At 52.3% G+C, this 25,719-nt stretch carries 19 protein-coding genes; 8 read left to right on the top strand and 11 right to left on the bottom strand.

The features are described 5' to 3' along the window. Positions 1-73 precede the first annotated feature (73 nt). From BUA44_RS04210 to feoB, 3 genes are read left to right on the top strand one after another with little or no spacing between them, the layout of a single operon-like run. A complete protein-coding gene (locus tag BUA44_RS04210; protein WP_072808960.1) occupies positions 74-499 on the top strand; it encodes a metal-dependent transcriptional regulator in 426 nt (141 codons plus the stop codon). An 11-nt stretch (positions 500-510) separates the two neighbouring features. After that, the gene (locus BUA44_RS04205) at positions 511-750 is read left to right on the top strand and encodes a FeoA family protein (protein WP_072808958.1); all 240 of its coding nucleotides are present in this window, start codon (positions 511-513) and stop codon (positions 748-750) included. Next, a complete protein-coding gene (gene feoB / locus BUA44_RS04200) occupies positions 750-3,041 on the top strand; it encodes a Fe(2+) transporter permease subunit FeoB (RefSeq protein WP_072808955.1) in 2,292 nt (763 codons plus the stop codon). Before BUA44_RS04205 ends, feoB begins: the two co-directional genes overlap by 1 nt. A 102-nt stretch (positions 3,042-3,143) precedes the next feature. Here the strand turns inward: feoB and BUA44_RS04195 are convergent, their stop codons facing one another. The 4 genes from BUA44_RS04195 to BUA44_RS04180 form a co-directional block, all read right to left on the bottom strand. Further along, entirely contained in the window at positions 3,144-5,264 is a 2,121-nt protein-coding gene (locus tag BUA44_RS04195) for a glutamine synthetase III family protein (RefSeq protein ID WP_072808953.1), read from the bottom strand. Between the two features lie 232 nt (positions 5,265-5,496). Next, entirely contained in the window at positions 5,497-6,792 is a 1,296-nt protein-coding gene (locus BUA44_RS04190) for a hypothetical protein (protein ID WP_072808950.1), read from the bottom strand. Further along, positions 6,789-7,754: a hypothetical protein gene (locus tag BUA44_RS04185; RefSeq protein WP_072808947.1), complete on the bottom strand. Its 966-nt coding sequence runs from the start codon at positions 7,752-7,754 to the stop codon at positions 6,789-6,791. The genes BUA44_RS04190 and BUA44_RS04185 overlap by 4 nt, the downstream gene beginning before the upstream one ends. Next, positions 7,751-8,731, bottom strand: coding sequence for a hypothetical protein (locus tag BUA44_RS04180; protein ID WP_072808945.1), 981 nt, complete (start codon positions 8,729-8,731; stop codon positions 7,751-7,753). Before BUA44_RS04180 ends, BUA44_RS04185 begins: the two co-directional genes overlap by 4 nt. A gap of 295 nt (positions 8,732-9,026) precedes the next feature. Between BUA44_RS04180 and gltB the strand changes: the two genes are divergently transcribed. From gltB to BUA44_RS04165, 3 genes are read left to right on the top strand one after another with little or no spacing between them, the layout of a single operon-like run. Continuing rightward, positions 9,027-13,451 (top strand): glutamate synthase large subunit, encoded by a 4,425-nt coding sequence (gltB, locus tag BUA44_RS04175; protein WP_072808942.1) that lies wholly within the window; start codon positions 9,027-9,029, stop codon positions 13,449-13,451. Next, positions 13,451-14,815: a glutamate synthase subunit beta gene (locus BUA44_RS04170; RefSeq protein ID WP_072808940.1), complete on the top strand. Its 1,365-nt coding sequence runs from the start codon at positions 13,451-13,453 to the stop codon at positions 14,813-14,815. Before gltB ends, BUA44_RS04170 begins: the two co-directional genes overlap by 1 nt. A 22-nt stretch (positions 14,816-14,837) precedes the next feature. Next, positions 14,838-16,871 (top strand): NAD(+) synthase, encoded by a 2,034-nt coding sequence (locus tag BUA44_RS04165; protein WP_072808936.1) that lies wholly within the window; start codon positions 14,838-14,840, stop codon positions 16,869-16,871. 123 nt (positions 16,872-16,994) lie between these two features. Here the strand turns inward: BUA44_RS04165 and BUA44_RS04160 are convergent, their stop codons facing one another. The 3 genes from BUA44_RS04160 to BUA44_RS04150 form a co-directional block, all read right to left on the bottom strand. Next, positions 16,995-18,260 carry an ammonium transporter gene (locus BUA44_RS04160; RefSeq protein ID WP_072808933.1) on the bottom strand — a complete coding sequence of 422 codons (1,266 nt, stop codon included), beginning with the start codon at positions 18,258-18,260 and terminating at the stop codon, positions 16,995-16,997. Between the two features lie 57 nt (positions 18,261-18,317). Next, positions 18,318-18,659: a P-II family nitrogen regulator gene (locus BUA44_RS04155; RefSeq protein ID WP_072809612.1), complete on the bottom strand. Its 342-nt coding sequence runs from the start codon at positions 18,657-18,659 to the stop codon at positions 18,318-18,320. Between the two features lie 249 nt (positions 18,660-18,908). Beyond that, positions 18,909-19,388 carry a GNAT family N-acetyltransferase gene (locus BUA44_RS04150; RefSeq protein WP_072808930.1) on the bottom strand — a complete coding sequence of 160 codons (480 nt, stop codon included), beginning with the start codon at positions 19,386-19,388 and terminating at the stop codon, positions 18,909-18,911. Positions 19,389-19,506: 118 nt separating this feature from the next. Here BUA44_RS04150 and BUA44_RS04145 point away from each other — a divergent pair, with 118 nt between their 5' ends. Together BUA44_RS04145 and BUA44_RS04140 are read left to right on the top strand one after the other, a co-directional pair. After that, positions 19,507-20,964 (top strand): esterase, encoded by a 1,458-nt coding sequence (locus BUA44_RS04145; RefSeq protein WP_072808928.1) that lies wholly within the window; start codon positions 19,507-19,509, stop codon positions 20,962-20,964. Between the two features lie 114 nt (positions 20,965-21,078). After that, on the top strand, positions 21,079-22,575 hold the full coding sequence (locus BUA44_RS04140; protein ID WP_072808924.1) for a glycoside hydrolase: 1,497 nt from the start codon (positions 21,079-21,081) through the stop codon (positions 22,573-22,575). Positions 22,576-22,652: 77 nt separating this feature from the next. Here BUA44_RS04140 and BUA44_RS04135 read toward each other — a convergent pair whose 3' ends face one another. The 4 genes from BUA44_RS04135 to dcm form a co-directional block, all read right to left on the bottom strand. After that, the gene (locus BUA44_RS04135) at positions 22,653-23,030 is read right to left on the bottom strand and encodes a zeta toxin family protein (protein WP_072808919.1); all 378 of its coding nucleotides are present in this window, start codon (positions 23,028-23,030) and stop codon (positions 22,653-22,655) included. A 25-nt stretch (positions 23,031-23,055) separates the two neighbouring features. Then, positions 23,056-23,229 carry a hypothetical protein gene (locus tag BUA44_RS15555; protein ID WP_173357848.1) on the bottom strand — a complete coding sequence of 58 codons (174 nt, stop codon included), beginning with the start codon at positions 23,227-23,229 and terminating at the stop codon, positions 23,056-23,058. A 252-nt stretch (positions 23,230-23,481) separates the two neighbouring features. Beyond that, complete coding sequence (locus BUA44_RS04130) at positions 23,482-24,651, bottom strand: type II restriction endonuclease (RefSeq protein ID WP_072808915.1); 1,170 nt, start codon at positions 24,649-24,651, stop codon at positions 23,482-23,484. Next, positions 24,641-25,624: a DNA (cytosine-5-)-methyltransferase gene (dcm, locus tag BUA44_RS04125; RefSeq protein ID WP_083579470.1), complete on the bottom strand. Its 984-nt coding sequence runs from the start codon at positions 25,622-25,624 to the stop codon at positions 24,641-24,643. The genes BUA44_RS04130 and dcm overlap by 11 nt, the downstream gene beginning before the upstream one ends. Positions 25,625-25,719 lie beyond the last annotated feature (95 nt).

The following is a 25,719-nucleotide window of genomic DNA, read 5'->3' as shown; positions in this document are numbered from 1 at the left end:
ATTAGCCGAGGCTTTCTAAATTTAGCGTTGACTAATAAACAAGGTATGTTTTTTGTCTAATCGGAGCCGTCCTATGGAACAAGTAAAGTTAAGCCAGAGCCTTGAAGACTACTTGGAAATGGTGCACATGCTGCGCCTTGCGAACGGGATTGCCCGTGTCCGCGACATTGCGGCGGCGCTCAAGGTCAAGATGCCGTCGGTGGCCAAGGCGGTAATCGAACTCAAGAAGCTCGGCCTTGTGACGCAGGAGCCTTACAGTGGCATCGAACTCACCTCGGAAGGTGCGCTGGTGGCGTCCCAGATTTTGAACCGTCACATTCTGTTGAAGCGTTTTTTGATCAAGCTCGGCGTGTCCGAGGCGATTGCCGACAAGGACGCCTGCTGCATGGAGCACATTCTTTCGACGGAGACTCTCGAGAAAATCGAGGAGTTCGTGAACTCCCCCAATACGGGTATGACGGCGAAAAAGTCGAACGCCGCTAAATCTAAGAAAAAGTAAATCGTTGGTGTATGAATAACGAACCGAAGTTTTCGGAACTTAAAAAAGGCGACAAGGCCGAAATTATTGGATACAACACGGGTGATTCTCAGTACAAGTCCAAACTTTTGTCAATGGGGCTTGTGCGCGGCGTGGTGCTGCGGGTTTTGCAGGTGGCCCCGCTCGGCGACCCGGTCGAGGTGAGCGTGCTTTCGTACAGGCTCTCGCTCCGCAAACAAGAAGCCAACGTGCTCAAGTTGAGGAGAGTCTGATGCCTATCGAGAAAGAAGTTTTCACGATTGCGATTGCGGGCAACCCGAACTGCGGAAAGACCGCGCTCTTTAACTCGCTGACCGGCTCGAACCAGATTGTGGGCAACTGGCCTGGCGTGACTGTCGAAAAGAAAGAGGGCCAGTTCAAACTCGATAACCACACGATTCGCGTGGTGGACTTGCCGGGCATCTACGCACTGTTTGCAAACTCCGAAGACGAGCGTGCCGCTCTCGATTACTTGCTCAAGGGCGAGGCGGACTTGGTCGTGAACATCCTGGATGCGACGAACCTGGAGCGCAACCTGTTCCTCACGAGTCAGCTGATGGAAAAGGGCGTGCCGATGGTCCTGGCGGTGAACATGATGGATATCGCGGCGAGTCGCGGTATCCATGTGGACCTGCACAAGCTCGAAGAAATTCTCGGCGTGACGGCGATTGGCCTCACGGCGGTTTCGCCCAAGAGCTGCGAAGGATTCGTGAACGACTTGCACAAGCTGCTGCACAACAGCCGAGAACTTCCGCTCCCGAAAGCGGTCAAGCATTCCGAAGTTCTGGAAAAGCTGATTGAAGAAATCTCGGTGCCGCTTAAGCCCGTGGCAGACAAACTCGGTGCAAGTCCCCGTTGGACGGCGGTGCAATACCTGGAGCATAGCGGACGAGTTTTGGAACTCGCTGACGAACTCGGTGTCGAAATTCCGCACGACAAGATTGAAGAAGACTTGGGCGAAGAGGTGGAATTTGCGCTGGCCGATTCCCGTTACTCCTATGCCCGCGACATCGCGAAGGCGGTCATCCGCGACAATACTACCAAGCGCACGCGAACTGACAAGCTTGACAAGCTCTTCTTGAACCGCATTCTGGGAATTCCGCTTTTCCTCATTGCCATGTATCTGGTGTTCTGGTTTGCGGTGAAGGTTGGCAGTGCGTTCATCGATTTCTTCGACATTCTGTTCGGTGGCATTTTCGTGGACGGCATGACGGAACTGTTGACGAAGGTTGGCGCGCCGGGCGTTGTTGTGGCGCTGTTGGCGAACGGCATCGGTACGGGCATCCAGACGGTGTCAACATTCATTCCGGTCATTTTCTTCATGTTCCTTTGCCTTTCGTTCCTCGAGGATTCCGGCTACATGTCGCGTGCGGCGTTCGTGGCGGATCGATTTATGCGGTTTCTCGGGCTCCCAGGCAAGGCTTTTGTGCCGATGATTGTGGGCTTTGGCTGCTCGGTGCCGGCGCTCATGGGCACGCGTACGCTCGAAAACAAGCGCGAAAGGTTCCTTACTTTGTTCCTAGTGCCGTTCATGAGCTGCGGCGCACGTCTCCCGGTGTATGCGCTATTCGGCGCGGCGTTCTTCGGCGAAAGCGCGGGAACGCTCGTGTTCGGGATTTACCTGACGGGCATCGTGATTGCTTTGATTTACGGCCTGCTCTTGCGCCATACGGTTTTCATGGGCAAGGAATCGACGTTCATCATGGAACTGCCGCCTTACCATTTGCCCAAGATGCGCAACCTTTTCCGCCACGCATGGCTCCGCCTCAAGGAATTTGTTTTCCGTGCGGGCAAGGTCGTGCTCATCATGGTGACAGTGCTTGGCTTTATGGGCTCCGTCGGTACTGACGGAAGTTTCGGTAACGACAACAACGAAAAGTCGGTGCTGAGTGCCGTGGGCACGGTGATTACGCCCGTGTTCGAACCCTTCGGCGTTGAACGCGATAACTGGCCCGCTTCGGTGGCTCTCTTTACGGGGCTCTTCGCGAAAGAGGCGATTGTCGGAACGCTCAATTCGCTGTATGCGATTGAAGGCACGGACGACTCGGCTCCGGAAGAAACCGCCGCGGACGAAGGCTTCAGCCTGAAATCGACGGTGAAAGAAGCTCTCGTGAGCGTCCCGGCGAACCTGGTAGAAGTCTTTACTTCGATTGCAAACCCGCTGGGCGTCAAGGATGCGATTGATGAATCCGAAAGTGTCGGGAACGAAGGTGCGTACAAGACGATGCAGGCGCATTTCAACCTCGGGCGTTTCCAGGTGCTTGCTTACCTGCTGTTCATATTACTCTATGTGCCGTGCCTTGCCGCCATGGGAACTGCTTTCCGTGAACTCGGACGCTTCTATGGAACGCTCATGATGGTGTTCCAGACAATTATCGGCTGGAGCCTCTCGGTACTGTTCTTCCAGGTGTCCTGCGGGCGCTCTACCGCATGGATCGTCACCTCGGTAGCGCTGCTTGCCGGAGTGGTCGTGAGCCTCGTGTTAATCGGTCGCGACCAACGCAAGAAGAAAGTGTTCGACTAACGCTGTTCTCTAGAAGTTTATTGTAAAAGGAAAGACCGTGTGCCTTGTGGACACACGGCCTTGTTTCTATTGAGCAATAAGGAGGAGTTTGCTTATGAAGGTCTAGTATATGAAAAGCATCTCTCTGTACTTCGGCAGGGGCCACTTCTCGTCGGGGATAACCTTTTCGAGCTTGTCCACCTGCACGCGGAGATCCGCCATCGCTTCGAGGATGTTCTCGTGCTTTTCGCCGAGAGCCTTTTCCATGCGCTCGATTGCAGAGGCGAGAGCCTTGTAGCCTTCACCGAGTTCTTGGGCGTAGGAATCCACCGCGGCAAATCCCTGTTCCTTGGCCATGGCGTTGGTCTTGAGGGCGGCGCTGTAGGCGCACAGCACCTGCGGCAAGATAACGTTCTTCGCGATGTCGTCGGAAATCTTGCCTTCGATGTGGATCTTCTTGTGGTATTCTTCCAGGTTCACCTCGTAACGGGATTCCAGTTCGCGCTTGTTGAACACGCCGTACTTTTCGAAGAGGGCGATGTTTTCGGCCTTGTTGAGGGCCTGGAGCGCTTCCATGGTGGTGCGGGTGTTGGGGAGGCCGCGCTTGGCTGCTTCTTCCACCCACTCGTCGGTGTAGCCGTTGCCGTTGAAGATAACCTTCTTGTGTTCCTTCACGATCTTCTGCAGCAAGGACTGCAGTTCTTCGTGGAACTTGTCGGCCGGAACCTTTTCGAGCTTGTCGGCAATGATGTCGAATGCTTCGGCAACAATCGTGTTCAAGATGACGTTCGGTTCGGAGCAGCTCTGGCTGGAGCCCGGAGCGCGGAATTCGAACTTGTTGCCGGTGAAGGCGAACGGAGAAGTACGGTTACGGTCGGTCGCGTCGCGCGGGAGAGGCGGCAGCGTGTCGGAACCGAGCTTCATGACGCCAGCCTGCTTGCTGGACTTCGGGTCACCCTTTTCGAGCTGGTCGATGACGTCGGCAAGCTGGTCGCCCAGGTACATGGAGATGATTGCCGGAGGAGCCTCGTTGGCACCGAGACGGTGATCGTTGCCCGCGCCCGAAACAGCCATGCGGAGCAGGTCGGCATGAGTATCCACGGCGTAAATCACCGCGCAGAGCGTAGTGAGGAAGATGGCGTTCTGGTGCGGGTCCTTGCCCGGGTTCAACAGGTTCGTCTTGCCGTAGTTCACCGACCAGTTGTTGTGCTTGCCGGAACCGTTGATGCCAGCAAACGGCTTTTCGTGCAGCAGGCACACGAGGCCATGACGGTCGGCCACCTGGCGGAGCACTTCCATAATCTGCATGTTGTGGTCGCAGGCGAGGTTCACTTCCTCGAACATCGGGGCAAGTTCGAACTGTGCCGGGGCGACTTCGTTGTGGCGGGTCTTCGCCGGAATGCCAAGCTTCCAGAGTTCCTTTTCCACGTCGTTCATAAAGTTCAAGATGCGGGCCGGAATGCTACCAAAGTAATGGTCTTCCATCTGCTGGTGCTTTGCCGGAGCTGCACCGAACAGCGTGCGGCCCGCCTGGTACAGGTCGGGGCGCTGCAGGTAGAAACGCTTGTCAATCAAGAAATATTCCTGTTCGGCACCGAGCGTGACGGTGACCTTCTGCTGGGCGACTCCGAACAAATTCATCAGGCGATCGGCGGACTTCTGCAGGGCCTGAATGGAGCGGAGCAGCGGAGTTTTCTTGTCCAAGGCTTCGCCGGTATAGCTACAGAATGCAGTCGGGATGCAGAGCGTAGCGCCGTTACCGTGACGCTTGATGAAAGCGGGGGAGGTGGGGTCCCAGGCGGTGTAGCCACGGGCTTCGAAGGTGGAGCGAAGGCCGCCGCTCGGGAAACTGGACGCGTCCGGTTCACCGACGATCAGGTTCTTGCCGCTGAAGGCCATGATGGCCTTGCCGTTTTCGGGTTCCAGGAAGGAGTCGTGCTTTTCGGCGGTGGAGCCGGTGAGCGGCTGGAACCAGTGCGTGAAGTGGGTGGCACCCCGGTCGATTGCCCACTTCTTCATGGCGTGTGCGACTTCGTTCGCGATGCTCGCGTCAAGCGGTGCGCCCTCGTCGATGGTGGCGAAGAGCTTCTTGCAGATATCCTTGGGCAGGTAGGCGCGCATGGCCTCCGCGTTAAAGACGTCCTCGCCGTAAAAGTCGAGACTTGCGGGTGCTGCGGGCATGTTTGCGCCCGCGGCTTCGCTCGCGATTTCCTTGATGGCCTTCAGCCTGTATTCGTTGCTCATGGCAATCTCCTAGTGTTAGTTTTGTTTTCGGTGCCATGAGCGCAAAAAGTATGCCAAAAAACTTTTTTCTTATAAAATCGCAAAATTTGCTCGAAAAACGAAAAAAAGATGTGCTCTGGTATGTGCGTTTCTTTAGTGTAAAGATTACGTTTTTTGAAAAGACGTCAAGTGATTTACAAATTATGTAAACAGGTTGCTTGGGAAGATTTTGTCTTTTTGAGCGCTGAAATCTTTAGAACTTGTGTTCCTTGCAGTGCTGCATGGCTTCTTTGAGATTCTTGAACATCGGTTTTTCAAATTTTTCGTAGCCGACTTTCGTGAGGCCGTCGTAGAAGAACATACCGGGCGTTTTGCGGGCCGCTTCGTCGCCCATTCTGCCGATGTCTTTATTAGAAATCCCTTCGGGCAAAATTTCGCGATATTCTTGGCTAGGCGGGTCGAAATAGAATAGCTGGCTGATAAATTCGTCGATTCCTTCATTTTTCTGCCTAAAGAAGTAGTGCATGCCTTTGCGGTTCCAGCCTTCGAATTGCAGACTTTCCCCGATGATAAAATCAATGCCGTGCTCCATAGGCTCGCAGCCGCCTTCTTTCAGGTTGAATTTTTTGCATAAATAGAATGGTGTTGTGAGTTGCGGTGCGGTGGTATCGCTGTAATTGCAGTTGATGCTATCTGTATAGCATTTTGCGAACGTCTTATAGGAAGACGGTTTATTATATGTTTCGGCGGGTAAATCGGTGCCGAAATTAATGTAGGATTTCCCGTCAACGTGGTGGCATTCCAAGCTTTCGTCGATTCCAGAAGTTTTTCCGTGAACTGGTAGCGGTTTCATGCTGGCATAGTTTTGGATTTTGCAGCCGCCGTTGAAATAATCTTTGGTATAACATGGGATCCAGTCTGGGTTGGCGATGGGGGCTGGTTTGCGCTCCCATTCACGAACAGCGGTGTCCTTTGGGATTGCTTTGGGAACAATTCTCAATTCTTTTTTGAAATCCGGTTTACATTCCCCGACGATTTTGGCCTTGATTGTGGATGCGTGGTGAGCTATTTCAAAATGGGGACAGATGCAGGCGAGGTCAGCCATCCAGTATCCCGTGAATGTTTTTTTGTAAAATTTTTGGATAAACTTGCGTGCGTTTTTCTTGTGGTATATGCTGCCGTCAATGGTGCCGGTATTCCATTCGAGAGAAGGTACTGCTTTTGGTGTGCTTGCTGAAAGGCGTTTCTCGTCGCATTGCTTGTCTAGATTGTCGAGTTCTCCGCGGTCGTAATCACTGCGTCGGAAATTGCTCCGTTTATCGCCTTCGAAACTGGGCCAGAAGGTGTATGCCCAAAAGGGCGTGTCGCAAAATATGGAATCGGGTGCACTTTCAATTTTTTTTGAAGGCGTAAAATCCGTCGGGATTTCATCGAGAAGTAGCAACCTGTAGTGTTCTTCGTCTTCGAACGAGACGCAGAATTGGACGGGTGTTTTGGCGAATGCTTGGATGACCAAAAAACAGCAAAGGAGTAGGGCGAATTTTCTCATTCGAGGCCTCCCTTTATAGCGCAGTTTTTAGTCTCGTATTCTCCGTGAACTTGAACCATGTTCAAGGCCCAGAAATTATCGGCTTTTAGCTTGGTCTTCGGTGGTTTTATGAATCTCGGACATTTTCCTGTCAGTATAATCTCGTATTCAAAGGCTTGCTTTACTTTATCGAATCCGCATTCCATGGAGATGTTCCAAACGGCAGAAATGCTTTTGCCGTAGAAACCTTTTAGCTGTTTTGAGGTGGCCTTGAAATTGGTGTCTATGGACAAGTTGATGTATTCGGGGATTAGAGCGGACGATTTCCGTTCCCAGGAACTTTTCCCGTGGCAGGAGTCTTCTTCCGTATAGGGGCCCAGCCTAAATTTTCCAATTTCTGCAAAATCCCATTCGGTTGATGTTTCTTTTTGCGCCGTGCCGCTGCAAGTCAAGCTGTTTAGATCCGTTCCTGTTCCATCGAACAGGCTGATTTCCGGAACGTTCTCGAAAAGTTCGGTGCGGTAAAGTGCGGGATGTTTCCCTTCTATAAGGCAGTAATGGGCTACGGGCATGGATTTTACGCATGGGCCAACAAGTAATACGTTGTATTCCCGTTCTTTGCGTGTGATGTCGGAGAGACATTCCGATTTGCTTTCGCTTGCACGGAAGAGCTGTCCGTAGTAATGCGGAAGATTTTTTGGGGCATTTGTCAGATGGAATACGTTTTTTGGAGAATAACTGCTTATTAGGTTTCGTGGAAGATTGAGGAAGTAATCGTCGCTTTTAAAAGGTTTCTTTTTGGCGGGCGAAATTTCTTTGCGGAAAAGCCGAGCCGTGTAGGTGCTGTCGTTTTCGAACGTGACGCAGTAGGCGGCGACGCTGTCTCTTGCTGATGCGGAGCGGTCTTGGGCGAAAGCCGTTAAGCAGACTCCAGCAAAAAATACAGCAATAGCGATGATGCGGAGTGCAGAAAAAGAATTCATTTTCCACCTCCGTTCTGATTCGTTTTAAGAGGGATCCATTCTTTGCAAGTCTTGATGGCCTCTTGCATCGTGTTGAAATGCAGGTCCTTCCGTTCAGACTTTTTTATTCCTGAGAAGAACTGCATCCCACTCGCCTTGTGGATGGACTTTTCGATAATGTTTGTTGCGTCGTTATCGTAAAAATGCCATGGCGATATAAGCTTATAGCTTTGATAACGCTTGCCTTCTTGCTCTACGCGGTTCATGAATTTTGTAACGTTGTTTTCAGCCTTCATTTCGAGATAGAGCAATAAGCCGTCTCGCTTCCAGTGCTTGAGTTTGCCCGTTTCGTCGAAGACAAGGGAAAGGCCGTTTTCTGCAATCGGGCAGCCTTCTGTTGTTGCGGACGCATACTTGCAGGAGTAAAAATATTTATGAGAATACGGCTTTGGAAGCCCTTCGTGGGGTAATGTGTCACTTTTGATGTTGCCGCAGTTCAAGCTGTCACTATAACATTTGGCTTGAGTGGGAAAGTGAAAAATCGAATCTTGAACCTGTTCCGGGATAGATGTAGGAATGACGATGTAGGATTCGTTCTTGTAGCGGAAACATTCAATGTCTTGATTGAAAACTTCAGGTGTGCCGACCATCGGGAGCCTTGTTCTGCTTGCGTACCGTGCGATACGGCAGCCTCCGTTGGAGTCTGGCTCGTAACAGGGGAAAATGTTTTTTGGCCCGTCATCGGCGAAAAAATGGCAGATAGTTTTAGTGGCGAGTCCTCCTCCGCCTCCGCCAAGTAGGCCTGCGAGACCGTAGCATCCAACCTCTTCGGAATCTAGCCAATAGTCATGTGCGAAAAGCGGTGCTGTAAGCATCGCGAGCGAGAGAATGACGTGCAAGGTTAGACAGCACGAACGCTTGCGTTCGTATTGGATAACCGCAGCAGTCAAGCCTCGAAGAGGAATAACGTTGTAAAAAATCCTCCTGAAATTTCGCATAATTAAAATATAAAAAAGGGATGTGGGTGGTGATTCTTAATAATACCCTTTTAGGGGTTGAGAGAGTCTTTTTGGGATTACAAATATTGTAATCTCTGCTAGTTATTTTACAAAATTTGAAATTAAAGATTTGGACTAATATTGTGATTCTGCTATTGTTTTACAGATTCTTTCCGCTTTTTCAATAATTGGCGGGTATTTCCTGGAATTGGCACGGATTTTGCAAAGCCTTATCGCAAAAATAGGAATAATGCGCGGATTTGAGAATGATTCGCAAAATTAGGAAAGGACGAGTATGAACGCTCAAGCTCTTTACGACCCGATGAACGAACACGACGCCTGCGGTGTCGGTCTGGTCGCTAATATTAATAACGTTGCCTCGCACCAGATTGTGCTGCAGGGCATTACCGTTTTGAAGAGACTCATGCACCGCGGTGCAGCAGGTGGAGACCCGGAAACCGGCGACGGTGCGGGTCTCTTGCTTTCGATGCCTCACAAGTTTTTCCGCAAGTTGTACCCGGAACTGCCTGCGCGTTACGGCGTGGCGATGTTCTTTGTGGAGAATACGCTTGCGGCGGATGCCTTTGACGCGAAGATCAAGGAGATTGCCGCTGCCGAGTGCATGCCGGTGCTGAACTTCCGCGAGGTGCCGGTGAATGCCGACAAGATCGGTCGCACGGCCCGCGAGACGTTGCCGCATATCCGTCAGGTGTTCTTCGACGGTTCCGCTTTTGAAAAAGACGGTGCATTTGATATTAAGTTGTATGTTGCCCGCCGCCTGATGGAAAAGGCCTGCAAGGGCTTGTACGTTTGCAGTTGCAGCCGTCGTAGCATCGTCTATAAGGGCCTGCTTCTTGCGAGCCAGATTGAGGGCTTCTACAAGGACCTGAACGATCTCGATTTCGAGAGCCCGATTGCGCTTGTTCACCAGCGCTACTCCACGAACACGTTCCCCACATGGCCGCTGGCACACCCGTTCCGCTACCTCGCTCACAACGGCGAAATCAACACCCTGCGCGGAAACCTCAACAGCCTGCGTGCCCGCGAACCGCACCTGAAGAGCGAAATTATCGGCGATGACCTGCAGAAGCTCTTGCCGCTTGTTCCGGCGGGGCAGAGTGACTCGGCTAGCCTTGACAACATGTTTGAGCTTCTCGTCGCTGCGGGTCGTAGCCTTCCGCATGCGATGATGATGCTCATGCCTCAGGCCTGGGGCAAGAAGCATTACCTGGGACGCGACGTGCGTGGGTTCTTCGAATATGAATCCATGCTCATGGAACCGTGGGATGGCCCTGCTGCCGTGGCGTTCAGCGATGGCGTGAATGCGGGTGCGATTCTCGACCGCAACGGTCTTCGTCCGGCACGTTACACTCTGTGTAAAGACGGTCTTTTCATGATGGCCTCCGAGACGGGCGTGCTTGATTTGCGCGATGACGAGGTGGAAGAAAAGGGCCGCCTCAAGCCCGGCGAAATCATTTATCTGGATTTGGAAAACCACCGCATTTTGAAGAATGCGGAAATGAAGGCGCAGGTGGCACGCGCCAAGCCTTACCGCCGCTGGGTTGCCGAGAACAAGATGAGCGTTCGCGGGCTTTTCAGCGAAATCAACCCGTCCGACGTTCCCGAAGATATTCTGGTGCAGCAGAAGCGCTTTGGTTATTCTGCCGAAGACCTCTCCATCATTTTGCTGCCCATGGCAAAGAACGGTGCAGAGCCGATTGGCTCCATGGGTAACGATGCCGCACTGGCCGTACTTTCGGACAAGCCGCAGCCGTTGTTCAACTACTTCAAGCAGCTGTTTGCGCAGGTGACGAACCCGCCGATTGACCCGATTCGCGAAGAGCTGGTGATGAGCCTTACGACATACATCGGGAACCACGGCAACATTCTGGAAGAGACTCCGGAACAGGCGCATCTTATCAAGATTCCGCGCCCGATTGTGACGGAAGACGAAATCCGCCGCTTCGAGAATATCGGTGACAAGGCGTTCAAGGCGAAGGTGCTCAAGATGCAGTTCCCGCTGGGCGGTGACGGTTCCGTGCTGGAAGCAGCTTTGCAGAACCTCGCCGGCGATGCCGTGCGCGCCGTGCAGGACAGCTACGATATCATCGTGCTTTCGGACAAGAACATCGACTGGGGTTACGTGCCCATGCCTTCGCTTTTGGCGACGGCCTGCGTGAACCGTGCCCTGGTGGAAGCGGGCGTTCGCCCCGAAATCGGCCTGATTGTGCAGAGCGGCGAAGTGCGTGAGGTGATGCACTTTGCCCTGCTCCTCGGTTACGGTGCCACGGTCATCAACCCGTATCTCGCTTTCGAGAGCATCACCAACATGTGCCACAATGGTGACCTGGATGTGGACTCGGTGACGGCTGCTGCAAATTATGTAAAGGCGGTGGATAAGGGCCTGCTGAAGATTATGAGCAAGATGGGTATTTCTACCCTCCGCAGCTACCGCAGTGCCCAGATTTTCGAAGCCGTGGGCCTGAACCACGAACTCATCGAGAAGTTCCTCCCGGGTACGGCAAGCCGTATCGAAGGTATCGGCCTCGAAGAGATTGCCCGCGAAGTGGGCGAGCGCCAGAAGATTGCATTTGCCGATGCAAGCAAGGTGTTGCAGTCGGGTGGCCAGTATGCATTCCGCAAGGAAGGCGAGAAGCACCTGTGGACTCCGCAGTCGCTTGCCGCATTCCGCCAGGCGGTGCAGGGTGGCGACTACGAAAAGTTCAAGGTTTACAGCAAACTGATCAACGATCAGTCTGAACGTCAGGCGACTCTGCGCGGCCTCTTCAAGTTTAAGAAGGCAACCCCGATTGACATTAGCGAAGTCGAATCTCGCGAATCGATTATCCATCACTTTGTGGCGGGCGCGATGAGCCTTGGCTCTTTGAGCCCCGAAGCCCACGAGACGATTGCCATTGCCATGAACCGCATCGGTGCCATGAGCAACTGCGGTGAAGGTGGTGAAGACCCCGACCGCGATACTCCGGCGGCTAACGGCGATATCCGCAGTTCTGCGATTCGGCAGGTGGCATCGGGCCGCTTTGGCGTGACCATCGATTATCTGCGTCATGCAAAGGATTTGCAAATCAAGATGGCCCAGGGCGCAAAGCCCGGCGAAGGCGGCCAGCTGCCGGCCCACAAGGTGAACGAGTTTGTGGCGCGTATCCGTCACAGCATTCCGAACGTGTCGCTGATTTCTCCGCCGCCGCACCATGATATTTACTCTATCGAGGACTTGGCTCAGTTGATTTACGACCTGCGCAACGCCAACCCGAAGGCACGCGTTTCTGTGAAGCTCGTGTCCGAAGTAGGTGTGGGCACGATTGCCGCTGGTGTCGCCAAAGCCCATGCCGACGTGGTGCTGATTTCCGGTCACGATGGCGGTACGGGCGCATCTCCGCTTACTTCCATCAAGCATGCGGGCCTCCCCTGGGAACTGGGCATTGCCGAAGCAGAACAGACGCTGGTGCTGAACGATTTGCGCGGGCGCATCAAGCTCCAGGTGGATGGTCAGCTCAAGACGGGCCGTGACGTTGTTGTTGCCGCCCTCCTCGGTGCCGAAGAATTCGGTTTTGCGACAAACCTGCTCGTTAGCCTTGGTTGCGTGATGGATCGCAAGTGCCATACGAACCAGTGCCCCATGGGTATTGCCACGCAGGATGCGGATTACCGCAAGCGCTTTGCGGGCAAGCCCGAATACGTGGAAAACTTCCTCTTCTTCATTGCCGACGAAGTCCGCGAGATTCTCGCAAGCCTTGGCCTGCGTTCCCTGGCGGAAGCCTGCGGCCGTAGCGACTTGCTGGAACGGGACGAAGCTATTGCCTTCTACAAGGCGCACAACCTCGACTTCAGCAAGATTTTCGAAACTGTGGGTAGTGGCGTCAAGTCCTTCGACAAGAACTTCGTGAAGGAACCGCTTGAAAACTTCGACCGTCGTGAACTCCTGCCGTTCGTGGCCGATACGCTCAAGAGCGGCAAGGCCGTGGAACTCTGCACGGTGGTACACAACGTCGACCGTACGGTCGGTACGGAACTTTCCGGCGAGGTGGATGAACACTTCGGCGTGAAGGGCCTCCCCGAAGATACCATCAAGATTCACCTGCAGGGTGTCGCGGGCCAGAGCTTCGGTGCATTCCTTGCTCCGGGTATCACTCTCGATTTGCAGGGCGAAGCCAATGACTTTATGGGCAAGGGTCTTTCGGGCGGTAAGATTATCGTTCGCCCGCCCAGCAATGCAAGCTTCAAGGCCGAAGACAACGTGATTGCGGGTAACGTCATCGGTTATGGCGGAACTTCGGGCAAGATTTTCATCAACGGTCTCGCCGGCGAACGCTTTGGCATCCGTAACTCGGGCATGCTATTGGTCAGCGAAGGCGTGGGCGATCACGGCTGCGAATACATGACAGGCGGTCGCGTTGTAGTGCTTGGTCGCGTGGGCGTGAATTTCGCCGCGGGTATGACGGGTGGTTTTGCCTATGTCTATGATGAGACTGGCCACTTTGACCTGAGCTGCAACGTGGATTCCGCCGACCTGGAAAGCGTACTTCCGGGCACCGAGAGCGAAAGCGAACTGCTCGACATCATCAAGCAGCACGTTGAAGCGACGGGCAGCGAGAAGGGCAAGCGCATTCTGGAGAACTGGAACAGCGAACGCCCGAAATTCGTGAAGATTTTCCCGGTGGATTACAGGAACGCGTTGGCGAAGAAGGGGAGGGCATAATGCAGGAAATCAACCGAATCGCAGACATCTACCGCCCTGTCGAAGAGCGTGTTAAGGACAACAACGAAGTCGAGCGCAAGCTCACTTCAATCGAAATCATCGGCCAGGCGGAACGCTGTCACACCTGTGGAATCCCGTTCTGCCATGGTGCGGGTTGCCCGCTCGGTAATCTCGTCCCCGAATTCAATGCGGCGATTGCTGCCGGGAATGCGGAACGCGCATACGATATCATCAGCAAGACTGCGTTTTTCCCGGAGTTTACGGGCCGCGTTTGTCCCGCGCTTTGCGAATCCGCTTGTACCGGCAACGTACATAACGATCCGGTGATGGTGCGCCAGATCGAGAAGTTCATCGTCGAGACTGCCTTCGAGGAAGGTCGCGTGGTGCTCCCGACTGCTGAACCCAACGGAAAGTCTGCCGCCGTCATCGGCTCCGGTCCTTCGGGCCTGTTTGCTGCTGAGGCGTTGCGCCGCAAGGGCTATGCCGTCACGGTTTTCGAGAAGCATGCGAAGGCGGGTGGCCTGCTGCGCTACGGCATCCCGAACTGGAAACTGGACAAGTCCATTATCGACCGCCGCATCGCCTTGCTCGAAGCCGCTAGAATCAAGTTTGTCTACAATACCGAAATAGGGAAGGACATTGCGGCAGAATACATCCACAAGAATTTTGACGAGGTGTTCCTCGCGATTGGAACGCCGAACGCCCGTGATTTGAAAATCCCGGGCCGCGATGCCGAAGGAATTTTTCTCGCTCTCGATTTCTTGCACGGAGCCGAAATGCCGGGCGAAAAGAATCCCGAAAAGTTCAGCGCCAAGGGCCGCAAGGTGTTGGTGATTGGCGGTGGCGATACGGGTAACGACTGCGTGGGTAAGGCCATTCGCGAAGGATGCGAAAGCGTGCTCCAGGTGGAATTCATGCCCAAGCCCCCTGAGGAACGTTCTCCTTCTACGCCGTGGCCCGATTGGCCGTACATGCTACGCACCAGCTACGCCCAGCATGAAGGCGGTGAGCGTCGTTGGAATGTTTCGTCCAAGCAGTTTATTGTGAAGGACGGTCGTGTGGCTGGCGTGGAAGCGGTTCGTGTGGAATGGGAAATGTCTCCGCAGGGCCGTCCCCTCAAGCCTGCAGAAGTCCCGAATTCTACCGAGGTCATCGATACCGACTTGGTGGTGCTCGCGATGGGATTCACCGGAGTGCCTGCCGAGGGAATCGTGAATGACCTGGGCCTGCAACTTACCCCGCGAACAGCGATTATCCCGGATCCGGCCCGACACATCTATGCGGTGGGCGACTGCGCGAACGGCGCCTCTCTCGTGGTGCGTGCTATGGCTGACGCGAAGGCGAAAGTCGCGGCGCTCAAGTAAGCTATAAACTGCGCGCGGCACTATGTTCGGATTTTATCGTTTTGCGGCCGTTTCGCCCATTTTAAAAGTGGCCGATACCGCCTACAATACCGAAGAAATTATCAGGAGCGCAAAAATTGCTGCCTCTAACGGGGCGGCTTTTGTCGTTTTCCCGGAACTTTGCATTACGGGCTATACTTGCAGCGACTTGTTCCACCAGGAACTGCTTTTGCAGAACAGCACCCGCGCGTTGGTGCGGATTGCGGACGCCTTAAAAGAAAGCGACACCGTGATAGCGGTGGGTCTGCCTTTGCGCATACTCGGCAGGCTATATAACTGCGCTGCCTTTGTGCAACACGGGCGCGTTGTTGCGATTACGCCCAAGATTCACTTGCCGAACCAGCGTGAATTCTACGAGAAACGCCATTTTTCCAGCGGGCGGGATTTACTGTGTGGTGATGCGGGTAATGGCTGCGCGCCTCTCCGCTGTTTTATTGACAGTGCGGGCGAGGTGCCTATCACGAATTTTATTACTGTGAAGGGCGGCGCGTCTTGTAATTCGGGTTCCGAGGTCCGCATAGGCGTGGAACTTTGCGAAGACCTGTGGACGCCTGCGCCACCCAGCGGGGAACTTGCACTTGCGGGTGCGAACGTCATAGTGAATCTCTCGGCAAGCGATGCGCTGGTAGGCAAGCGCGATTACCGCAGGAACTTGGTGATGAATCAGTCGGCGCGTTGCATGGCGGCCTACGTGTATGCCTCTGCCGGAGTGCACGAATCTACGACGGATATGGTCTTTAGCGGTCATTTGATGATAGCAGAAAACGGGAGCATGCTTGCCGAAAGTAGGCCGTTCTCGCGTGAAACCGAAATCGTGTATGCCGATGTGGACGTGGAGCGCCTGAATATGCAGCGCCTGAGTGAAGGAAGCTTCCAGGATTTTGACAGCCGTGCCATTATTGCGCGTGCGGCGACTCTTGACTGCCTGCGTGGTTGCGATACGCTCCAGTACCGCTATGTTTCGTCGACGCCCTTTGTACCGGGGAGCATTGAAACCCGCGATATAAATTGCACGGAGATTTTCAATATACAGTGCGCGGGGCTTGCCAAGCGCTTGGAGGCGACCCGCAGCAAGCGTGCTGTGATTGGCCTGAGCGGCGGGCTCGATTCTACGCTCGCTCTTCTTGTGGTTGCGGAAACGTTCAAGCTGCTGAACCGCTCGGCTTCTGAAATTCTCGCGCTCACGATGCCTGGATTCGGCACGACCAAGCGTACCAAGAACAATGCGGTTGAACTTGCGAAACTCTTGGGCGTAGAGCTGCGCACCGTCGATATCCAGAAGGCATGCCTCCAGCATTTTGTCGACATCGGGCACGACCCGCAAAAGCTCGATGTGACTTACGAGAATGTGCAGGCCCGCGAACGCACGCAAATCCTGATGGATATCGCGAACAGCGAAGGCGGAATTGTTATCGGCACGGGTGACCTCTCCGAAATTGCGCTGGGCTGGAGTACTTACAATGCCGATCACATGTCCATGTATGCGGTGAACTGCGATATTCCCAAGACGCTCGTGCGCCATATTGTGCGCTGGTATGCCGACCGCGCAGTTCACAATCCGAGCGAATTCGGCGCAGAACTTTCCCCCAGCGAAACCGGCGCACATCTTGAAACCCGCGAAAAAGGCGCGGAACTTGTCGCAGTCCTCCGCGACATCCTCGATACGCCCGTCTCTCCGGAACTTTTGCCCGCCGATTCAAACGGCCAGATTGCGCAAAAGACGGAGTGCATTCTCGGCGCCTACGAACTGCACGATTTTTTCCTTTACCATTTTGCGAAATACGGTGCCGCTCCCGATAAGCTCCGCTATCTCGCGAAATACGCGTTCGCAAACAGGCATACTGACGAAGAAATTGACAAGGCGCTCGCCATCTTTGTCAGGCGCTTCTTTACGCAGCAGTTCAAGCGCAGTTGCATTCCCGACGGCCCGAAGGTCGGAACCATCTCGCTATCGCCACGTGCCGACTGGCGCATGCCCAGCGACGCAAGTTTCGGGGATTGGCTCAAGGAAATCTAATCAAAAAAAATGTATGTATTTATGCCTCCGTGCCGAGGCTTTTTTATTTTAGTCTAAATCGCAAAAACCCCGAGACATTTGTCCCGGGGCATTTTAGTCAACAGAGAAATTCTTTCGTTTAATCTACATATTGCTGAAGATCTGGAATCCGCTGTAGGATTCTTGTCCGTGTTCGCTTTGGTCGAGGCCGCGGAGTTCTTGCCTTTCCGTGACGCGCAGGCCCATTGTCTTCTTGATGACGAAGAATATCAGGCTAGCGCCGGCGAAGCAGGGTAGGGCGTAGGCGGCAACACCGATGAGCTGCGTGAGCACGCTGTAATCGCCCGTCATGTCAAAGATACCCACGGCAATCGTGCCCCACACACCGTTCACCAGGTGAACAGAGAGGGCGCCGACCGGGTCGTCCAAGTGCAGGCGGTCGAACATGAATACTGCGCCGACTACGAGCACGCCAGCGATGGCGCCGATAATCCAGGAAGAGAGCGGGGTTACCACGTCTGCACCGGCAGTGATTGCCACGAGGCCGGCAAGGCATCCGTTGAGAGCCATGGTGGCGTCGGGCTTCTTCGAGACGATCCAGCTCGTGAGCGTTGCGGTAATGATACCTGCGACGGCGGCGAGGTTCGTGGTCACGAGAATCCAACTAGTGGCCTTCGGGTCGCCACTGAGTGCGGAACCTGCGTTGAATCCCCACCAACCGAACCACAGCATGAATACACCGATGGTTGCAAGCGGAATGTTGTGTGCCGGGATGGCGTGCACCTTGCCGTTCACGTACTTGCCGATACGGGGTCCGAGAATCATCACGCCGGCGAGAGCCGCCCAGCCGCCCACGGAGTGCACGAGGGTAGAACCCGCCAGGTCGTGGAAACCGGCCTTGCCGATGGTGGAAAGCCAGCCGCCGCCCCATGTCCAGCTACCCACAATCGGGTAGACGAGAGCTACGTAGACAATGGTGAATACGAGGAAGGAATTGAGTTTCACACGTTCGGCTACGGCACCGGACACGATTGTCGCGGCTGTGGCGGCGAACATGGCCTGGAAAAGCCAGTCGGCAAACAGCGTGAAGTGGCCGTTGTAGGCAGAGGTGAAGCTTGCCGGGTTGGCCCAGTCGCCAATGCCGAAGCCTGCGAAACCGAGAATCCCGTTGAAGGTGCCCGGATACATGAGGCCGAAGCCTAGCAGGGCGTACATCGTGATACCGATGGCGGGGACTGCGATGTTCTTGAAGGCGACGTTGGCAGCGCACTTGGCGCGCACGAGGCCCGCTTCAACGCAGGCGAATCCAAGACCCATGATGAACACCAGCATGGCGCTGATCATGATCCAGATGTTTTCTGTCATAAAGATTGCGTCGCTGACAGGTACGACTTGTGTAACTTCGTTCATTCTTTAAATCCTTTTGATTGATCTTTCGTCTGTAGGCGCGAAGCGCCGTTCTTTCGTCTAACCGATTGCCTCCGGGCCCGATTCTCCGGTGCGGATGCGGATGCACTGTTCAAGGCTTGTGACGAAAATCTTTCCGTCACCGATTTCGCCGGAGCGCGCGCCCTTGATGATGGCGTCGATGCAGGGCTGCACGAATTCATCGTTCACCGCAATCTTGAGGCAAATCTTCTTGAGCAAATTCACCTCGGTCACCACGCCGCGGAAGCGCTGGTTATAGCCCTTCTGCTGGCCGCAGCCGAGCACGTTGGTAACTGACATCTTGAAAATGTTGTTTTCGTAAAGCGCTTGCTTCACGAGATTCAGTCGTTCGGGTTGGATGTAGGCCGTAACGAGTTTCATTTTTTCGTCCTTGTTTGATTCCAAGGAATTTTGGAATTCACCCCCTCTATGCAAAGAGCGTGCCAAAAAAGAGAAATGCGCGAAATTTCGCAAAAAACGGCGAAATTGCTCGGGAAAATGAAAGAAAACTGCGCTGGCTTTACGGATAATGTTTTTCGTTTATTGAATAATATCCAAAAAACGTAAAATCCCTGCCGCGCAAGGACAGGGTGTGACGAATAAAGTAATCTTGTTTTTTGCGGAAGAGAATTACAGTTCGTGATAGTACGGGCAAATGTTTTCGTAATGTCCGTCCTTCATTCGGAAACCTTTCGGGATGGTTCCGAGCTGGACAAACCCGAGGCGTTCGTACAGGTGCCGCGCATGCGTGTTGCTTTCGACGACGGCATTGAACTGCAAAACTCCGAAACCGTGCTTTTTAGCTTGTTCAAGACAGTCCTTCACCAGCTTTTCGCCGATGTGCTTGCCTCTGGATTCCGAAGCGACCGCATAGCTCGCATTTGAAATGTGACCGCAACGTCCCACGTTATTCGGGTGCAGAATATATAGGCCGAAAATCTTGCCGCCCTCTTCGGCGACGGCGCAGTAGGTCTGTGCGGCAAAGAACTGCCTGCCGCTTTCGGGTGTGAGCAAGTCCTCTTGCGGGAAGGCGATGCCGTCTTCGACCACCTCGTTCCAGATGCGGATCATTGCCGCAAGGTCCGCTTCGCTGTATTGCCTGATAATCATAGCGGGAAAGATAGAACTCTTTGTGGACAGCGTTGTCAACGGAAAAAAGTTTACATGCTTTCGGAGCGTGTTTTTTGAAAGTATTTTCTGGAATAGATAATCAAAAAGGAGTGGTTTTATGAATCATGCTCTATGGACCGGTGTGTCCGTTGGCGTTATTATGGCGTTGTCTGTCGTGACAGCGAATGCGTTTACCCTGACAGGCAAGGTGAGCGACGATGGCGGCAAGGCTGTCCGAGGCGCAGATGTCTTGCTTGTTCAAAAAGGCCTCAATGCGAAAACAGATGCCTCGGGCGCATTCACGATTCACCAGGACGAAGAACCGTTGGCTCTGGCGAACAAGGCCTCGGTCGGATTTCTCTCCGTGAACAATGGCGTTCTATCGTTTTCGCAGGGGCAAAATTCTCCGGTACAGGTGCAGATTTTCGACGTGTTCGGAAACCGCCGGCTGAATGAAACTCTCTACGGCGCGGGTACGGTTGACATGAAGTCTTCCGTGAAAGCGCAGGGCAAGTACTTCGCGCGCGTCCGCGTAGGCAGCGCTTCGCAAACGTTCCAGTTTGTCGCCGATGGAAGTTTCAATACGGCATTCGGCGCGAAGTCTGGAGCAAAGGCGCTTCTCAAGGTGGGCCATTCGGATGACCTGCGCATTGTTGCCGACGGTTTCGATACCCTCAATGTAAAACTCAACAATCTCGATACGAATCTTGCGCTTACGCTCAAGAAAGCTGCTCCGCCGCAACCGCAGTACGAATACGGATGGGGCCTCAAGAACGACCCTGTTCCCACTCGTGGCTGCGGCAAGGATACGCGACTTGATTACAAGTATCGTGGCGACAAGCCCTACATCGATTTCAGGTGGAGCAAGGGCGTGCGTACCGTGCGCATTGACATGCCGAAAAGTTACGACAAGAACAAACCGTACAAACTCATTTTCGGAATGCAGTGCATGGGCGGTTCAGGAAGCGCCGTGCAGGATGAGGGCTATCACGGCCTCAAGTGGATTGACAAGAACGAAACCGCAATTTTCGTTGCGCCCGAAGGCAATGGAAGCCAGCTACCCTGGGGGCAAGATGATTACCTCCTGTTTGACGAACTCCTCGCATATCTCGAAGGCAACTTCTGTATCGATTCGAGTCGCGTTTTTTCCACGGGATTCAGCTACGGCGCCATGTTCAGCAATGGCCTTTCGTGGAACCACCAGGACGTGCTCCGCGCAGTGGCCGTTTACGAAACCGCGGAACGCAACATCTGGCTCCCGCAGCGCAAGAAAATGGGAATCGGCTGGATGGGCGTGCTTGGCCTCGATGACGGCATGTGCACCCCTGAAATGGGCCGGAACGCGCGCGACATCATCTTGACGCTCAACTCCGAAGGCGGCAAGGCGAAGAACGAACACGCCGAAGAAGCCCAACGCAACGCCCCGCACAAGTGCTACGACTACACGACCGTCGAGGAAAGATTCCCCGTTCGCTGGTGCACGCAGAGCGGCGGCCACATCTGGGACCACAAGGACCCCGGCCAGCAGCAGTCCTGGGTGCCACAAGCTACGTGGGAGTTCTTCGAGAAGTTCTAGCGGATAAATACATCATTCTGTTGTCAATTTATCAAAACGAATTCGAATAAAGCCTTATATTAAGCGAATTTTTCAACTTATTTTATAGTAAGTAAAGTTCGTATGGGAGGCTTTATGTCGTTTTCAATTAAGGGATTTCCCTTTTTTGCAGGTTTTGTCGCGTTTTTGGGCACCCTCGCCAGTGCGGCAACGATTAACGTAGATATCGGCAAGGAATACCAGCGCATCAGCGGCTTTGGGGCTGCCTCGGCATGGGCCGGTTCCATCACCGACAAGAATGCAGCCTTCCTTTGGGACTCCACCAGTGGCGCCGGGCTTACGCTGCACCGCATCCGTATCGCCCCGGACGGCACCACATCTGAAACGAGTATCGCAAAAAAGGCGAGTGAATACGGCGTCAAAGTCTGGGCAGCCCCGTGGACATCTAGATACACCATAAATTACGACGGTGAAAAAAAGCACCTGGATTTCAATCACGCTCAGGACTGGGCCAACACCATCTTGAAGTTTACGCAAGACATGCGGAAGGCTGGCGTTAATCTATATGCAATTTCGTCGCAAAACGAGCCCGACGGCACCGGCGACAACCACTACGAACCCGATGAATTGGCGCATTGGGTCGGCGACTACCTTGGCCCCACCCTCGATACCACGGGCATCAAAATCATTGGCACCGAAGCCATCAACTGGTACGGATTTCCCAATTACAAAAAAGCCTTCTTCAACAATCCCGCCGCCCTGAAATACACCGATATTTTTGGGACGCACGAATACGGCGGAGACCCGGCGGCTTATCCCGAAATCCACGAAGCCGGCAAGGAATTCTGGGAAACCGAAGTCTATGATCTTGGAAGTAACAAGGAAGACGTGGGCATGGGAAGTGCTCTCCGCGTTGCAGGCGTAATCCATGACGCCCTGACTATTGCGAACATGAACGCCTGGCATTTCTGGTGGATTTATTCCTGCAGCGAAGCCAGTTGCGGCAACGGAGCCCTCTGGCCGCAAGGACAAGGCAACCCCGACAATGTGGAGCCTACCAAGCGACTCTGGGTCATGGGGAACTTCAGCCGTTTCGCGCGACCCGGCTCCTGGAGAATCGACGCCACCAAGAATCCGGAAGCAAACGTAAAGGTAACCGCCTACCGCGATTCCCTCAAGACGAAAATCGCAGTCGTCATTCTCAATTCCAAGAACGATGAATTCAAGGCGGACTTTGACTTCGGAAACACGAGAATTGGAAACTTCAAGCCCTACGTCACCGACGACAATAACAACCTCAAAGAAGGAACCGAAGTCAAAGTCGACGATACAAAGTGCAGTTTCAGCGTTCCGGCCCGCAGTGCAACGACCATCGAATTCATTCTGTGGCAAGAGCCAAAGGTTGAACCGCCTTCAGACTCTACCGATGCAATTGCCTTCGGGACGCATGCTGCGCCCCAAAACCTTCAAAGTACATATAAAGTATTTAGCCCGCTCGGCGCGTTCATCGGCGAATTCCAAGCCGGACATATCGGCGATCTCCGCAACGCCATGACAAACGCAGGCTTAAGCCGCGGTGTGTATATGGTCAAATGCGGCAATGCAAAAACGCAACGTGTGGTTTTGAGATAAGTAAAAGGTCGCCCTGCAAGGGACGACTTTTTTATTTCGCTGAGGTGTATGAAAAAGTGGTGAGTCGGTGGACGCTATTAGAGTATCGTCATCGCCCATTGAGGAATGTTGTCTGTGTAGCTTTTAACCAGTTTTCCATCCGACAATCTGAACAAAAGCGAAGCGTCATGGTCTTCAACCGAATTGTCATAGACATAAAGGCGATCCACCGATGGAATTATCTTCTTGCAGTTGAAAATGGACTTCTGGTATCTAGAAATAATCTTGGAAATCGGGACGTCATGACCGCCCTGTATCACTCGCTTTGCAATTCTAGCGGCATTGATAGATGGGTGTGAGGTCGCGATAAAAAACAAACGGATGAAATAACCTTGCTGTTTCGCACGGCAAACAAAGTCGACCTTTTCATCAGAAGAAAAAACTGACTCAAAAATAAGACTTTTATGGTTCTTCAAAGATTCTTCACGCCAGGACTTGCAATTAACGGATGGTCGCGGCTGCCTTTTCAATTTCATCGAAAAAACGTTTGGTGGCGTCGGCATTGGCTTTACGAGCGTCCTCGGCGGCTTCCCTCATAATTTGGGCAAGCATTTCATCGGTCGGCTCTTCCAAGTCCGTCAATCTGTAAGAATCAATGCTTTTTGTCGTTGTCATAGGGGCTCCTTGATGCCGTAATACTCCTAATATAGTTTTTTAGGGGCAAAAACGCAAGTTTTGAGCCTTTTCTGCTTAGAAAAGGCTATTATAACAGCTTCCAGGAGGGATTATATGGGCGTTCCCGCACATATATGTGCGGTCGGGCTATATTGCAAGGCGCCCCGTGCGCGCCTGCGGCACGCCCGCGCCGCTCTTGCAACGGCGCCACAGCGCCGCCCCAAGGGGTCACTATCCCTAACGCAAAATTATTTATGTAACTGTTTCACGCACGTATGCGATAAACTTATCCAAAGACCAAATATCATCACGACGTTCTTCTGGATATGTCTTTATATACGGTTTTGGAACAATCAGCCTAACTTTTTCGGCTTGCATTTCATCTAACTGAGCAATAGAAATACCTTGTTGCAAAGTACATAGATATTTATAATCGTCTTTCAACCTGTCCGCTTCATTGAGCACCTGACGCCAACGATCTTTGCAAGTTGTTTTAGCCGCAAGAGAAATCAGTTTTTTTGCTGGATATGTCAAATCATGGTATGCCTTTTTTGATGGAAATATGAAATCAGGCCTTTTATTTCCTTCGGTCACTACCTGTTCCTCAAATGGCAAATGGTTTCCATCAAATATTGCGGCAAGATGATGCTCAAGACTTTTTCCTGCTCGGCTTTTTCTTCGATTCAAGACTTGGTTTGCCATGTCAACAAATTCATCAACCGATGGAAAACCTTGTGAAACAATATTTCCATAGCGAGAATACTCTACCGCTTTGAAAATATTGTATTCCATATCAGTCCAGTCTAAAATTTTTTTGTCTGGGTTTGTCAAAATCAATGCTTGAGGAGAAATTGTTTTATCACAAATATCCCTTGCGGCAGCAGACATTCTTTTTGAATCGGGAAAATCAATTCCCTTGTCATCTATATCTTGGATAAACGCCTTTATCAAATCGTTGTCGCTTGTTGGCTTACAACCATCTATCAAGCAATTTGTTTTATGCGGAGAGAGGCCGAATGCGTCCAAGAATTGATTTATTTCGTCATCTGTATTTAAAATAAAGGCTTGATAATTTTCTTCGTTACATTGGGTAAATACAAATAGAGCTCCTGTATATTCAGTTTTAAAAAACGGTGTATGCGTGATTCTGTACTCGTTTCTTGTATTCCGCCCATAATAGATGAAGCGCACTTCATCAGAGATGTATTCTTCTTCATAATGCCAATAAACAGAAACAAATCTATCCTTATTGTCTCCTTTTATTCCTGGAGAATCAAATAGAATAGAAAAACTGTTTTGCGGAATATAGATTCCCGCTTGATGGCTTTGTTTGGGGTCCGTATCATTTGCCGACAAGAACTTACAAAATGTTCTTTGTCCCAAAGTAACTACCTTAATAGCGTCAGAGGCGTTATTTTGCATTTGATTTCAATCTCTCCGCAATCAGTTTCGCGACACTAGCCATCAAAGGAACAACGACTGAGTTTCCAAACTGTTTATACGCCTGTCCATCGGAAACGGTTATTTTGAAAGTATCCGGAAAGCCCTGCAATCTTGCACATTCGCGCGGTGTCAATCTTCTTGGATTTTTATTTCGTTGTGCAATGAGAATTTCCGAGCCATCTTTATAGTATCTTGCACTTAAGGTACGTGATACACCATTTAACGGAGCTATTCCATAACCGAAACCATTTCCGGCAGCTTTGTGTTTTGCTGCATACGCTTGTAAATAACTCCACAATTTGTCAGAAAGAGTGTATTTCGAATCAGGTTTCTTTTCAAGAATGTCTTTTATAGTTGGTTTCGGCTCTACTGGGGTTATATCAAATTTAAAATCTATTGGGGTATTAAACCTTTGTCTATCAAAACCGACAATGAGAATACGTTCACGATGTTGTGGAACGAAGTTCTGGCCGTCTAAGACTTTATAAAAAATCTCGTAATCTAGTTCATCTAATGATTCTTGGATTATTTTGAACGTATTGCCTTTATCGTGGCTGCAAAGATTTTTGACATTTTCAAGCATAAACGCTTTCGGACGTTTCGCCTTAATAATACGGCAAACATCAAAGAACAAAGTTCCTTGAGTTTTATCCTCGAAGCCTGTTGCCCTTCCTAAACTATTTTTCTTAGAAACGCCAGCAATAGAAAATGGTTGACACGGAAAGCCTGCTACCAATACGTCATGATCGGGAATTGTCTGCGCGTCAACCTTAGTAATATCTCCGTCGGGCATGTCACCAAAATTGTCAAAGTATGTTTTTTGACTAAACTTATTCCATTCATTTGTGTAAACGCACTTTCCACCTGCAGATTCAAATGCTATACGCATTCCGCCAATTCCCGCAAACAAGTCAATAAAAGTGAACTTGCCGCTCTTGGAACTCTTTGTCATCTTTTCGCTCCGTGTTGAAAGTGAACGAGTTCACTCTCGCGGGAGCGGTTCTGGCCGATTCGCTTGGCCGGGGTGCGGACAAAAGAAAGGGCGGG

The organism is Fibrobacter sp. UWR3 (genome assembly GCF_900143055.1).
In the GTDB taxonomy this organism is placed as follows: domain Bacteria; phylum Fibrobacterota; class Fibrobacteria; order Fibrobacterales; family Fibrobacteraceae; genus Fibrobacter.
The sequence above is the reverse complement of the archived record's forward strand: the minus strand, read 5'-3'. Positions and strand labels throughout refer to the sequence as shown.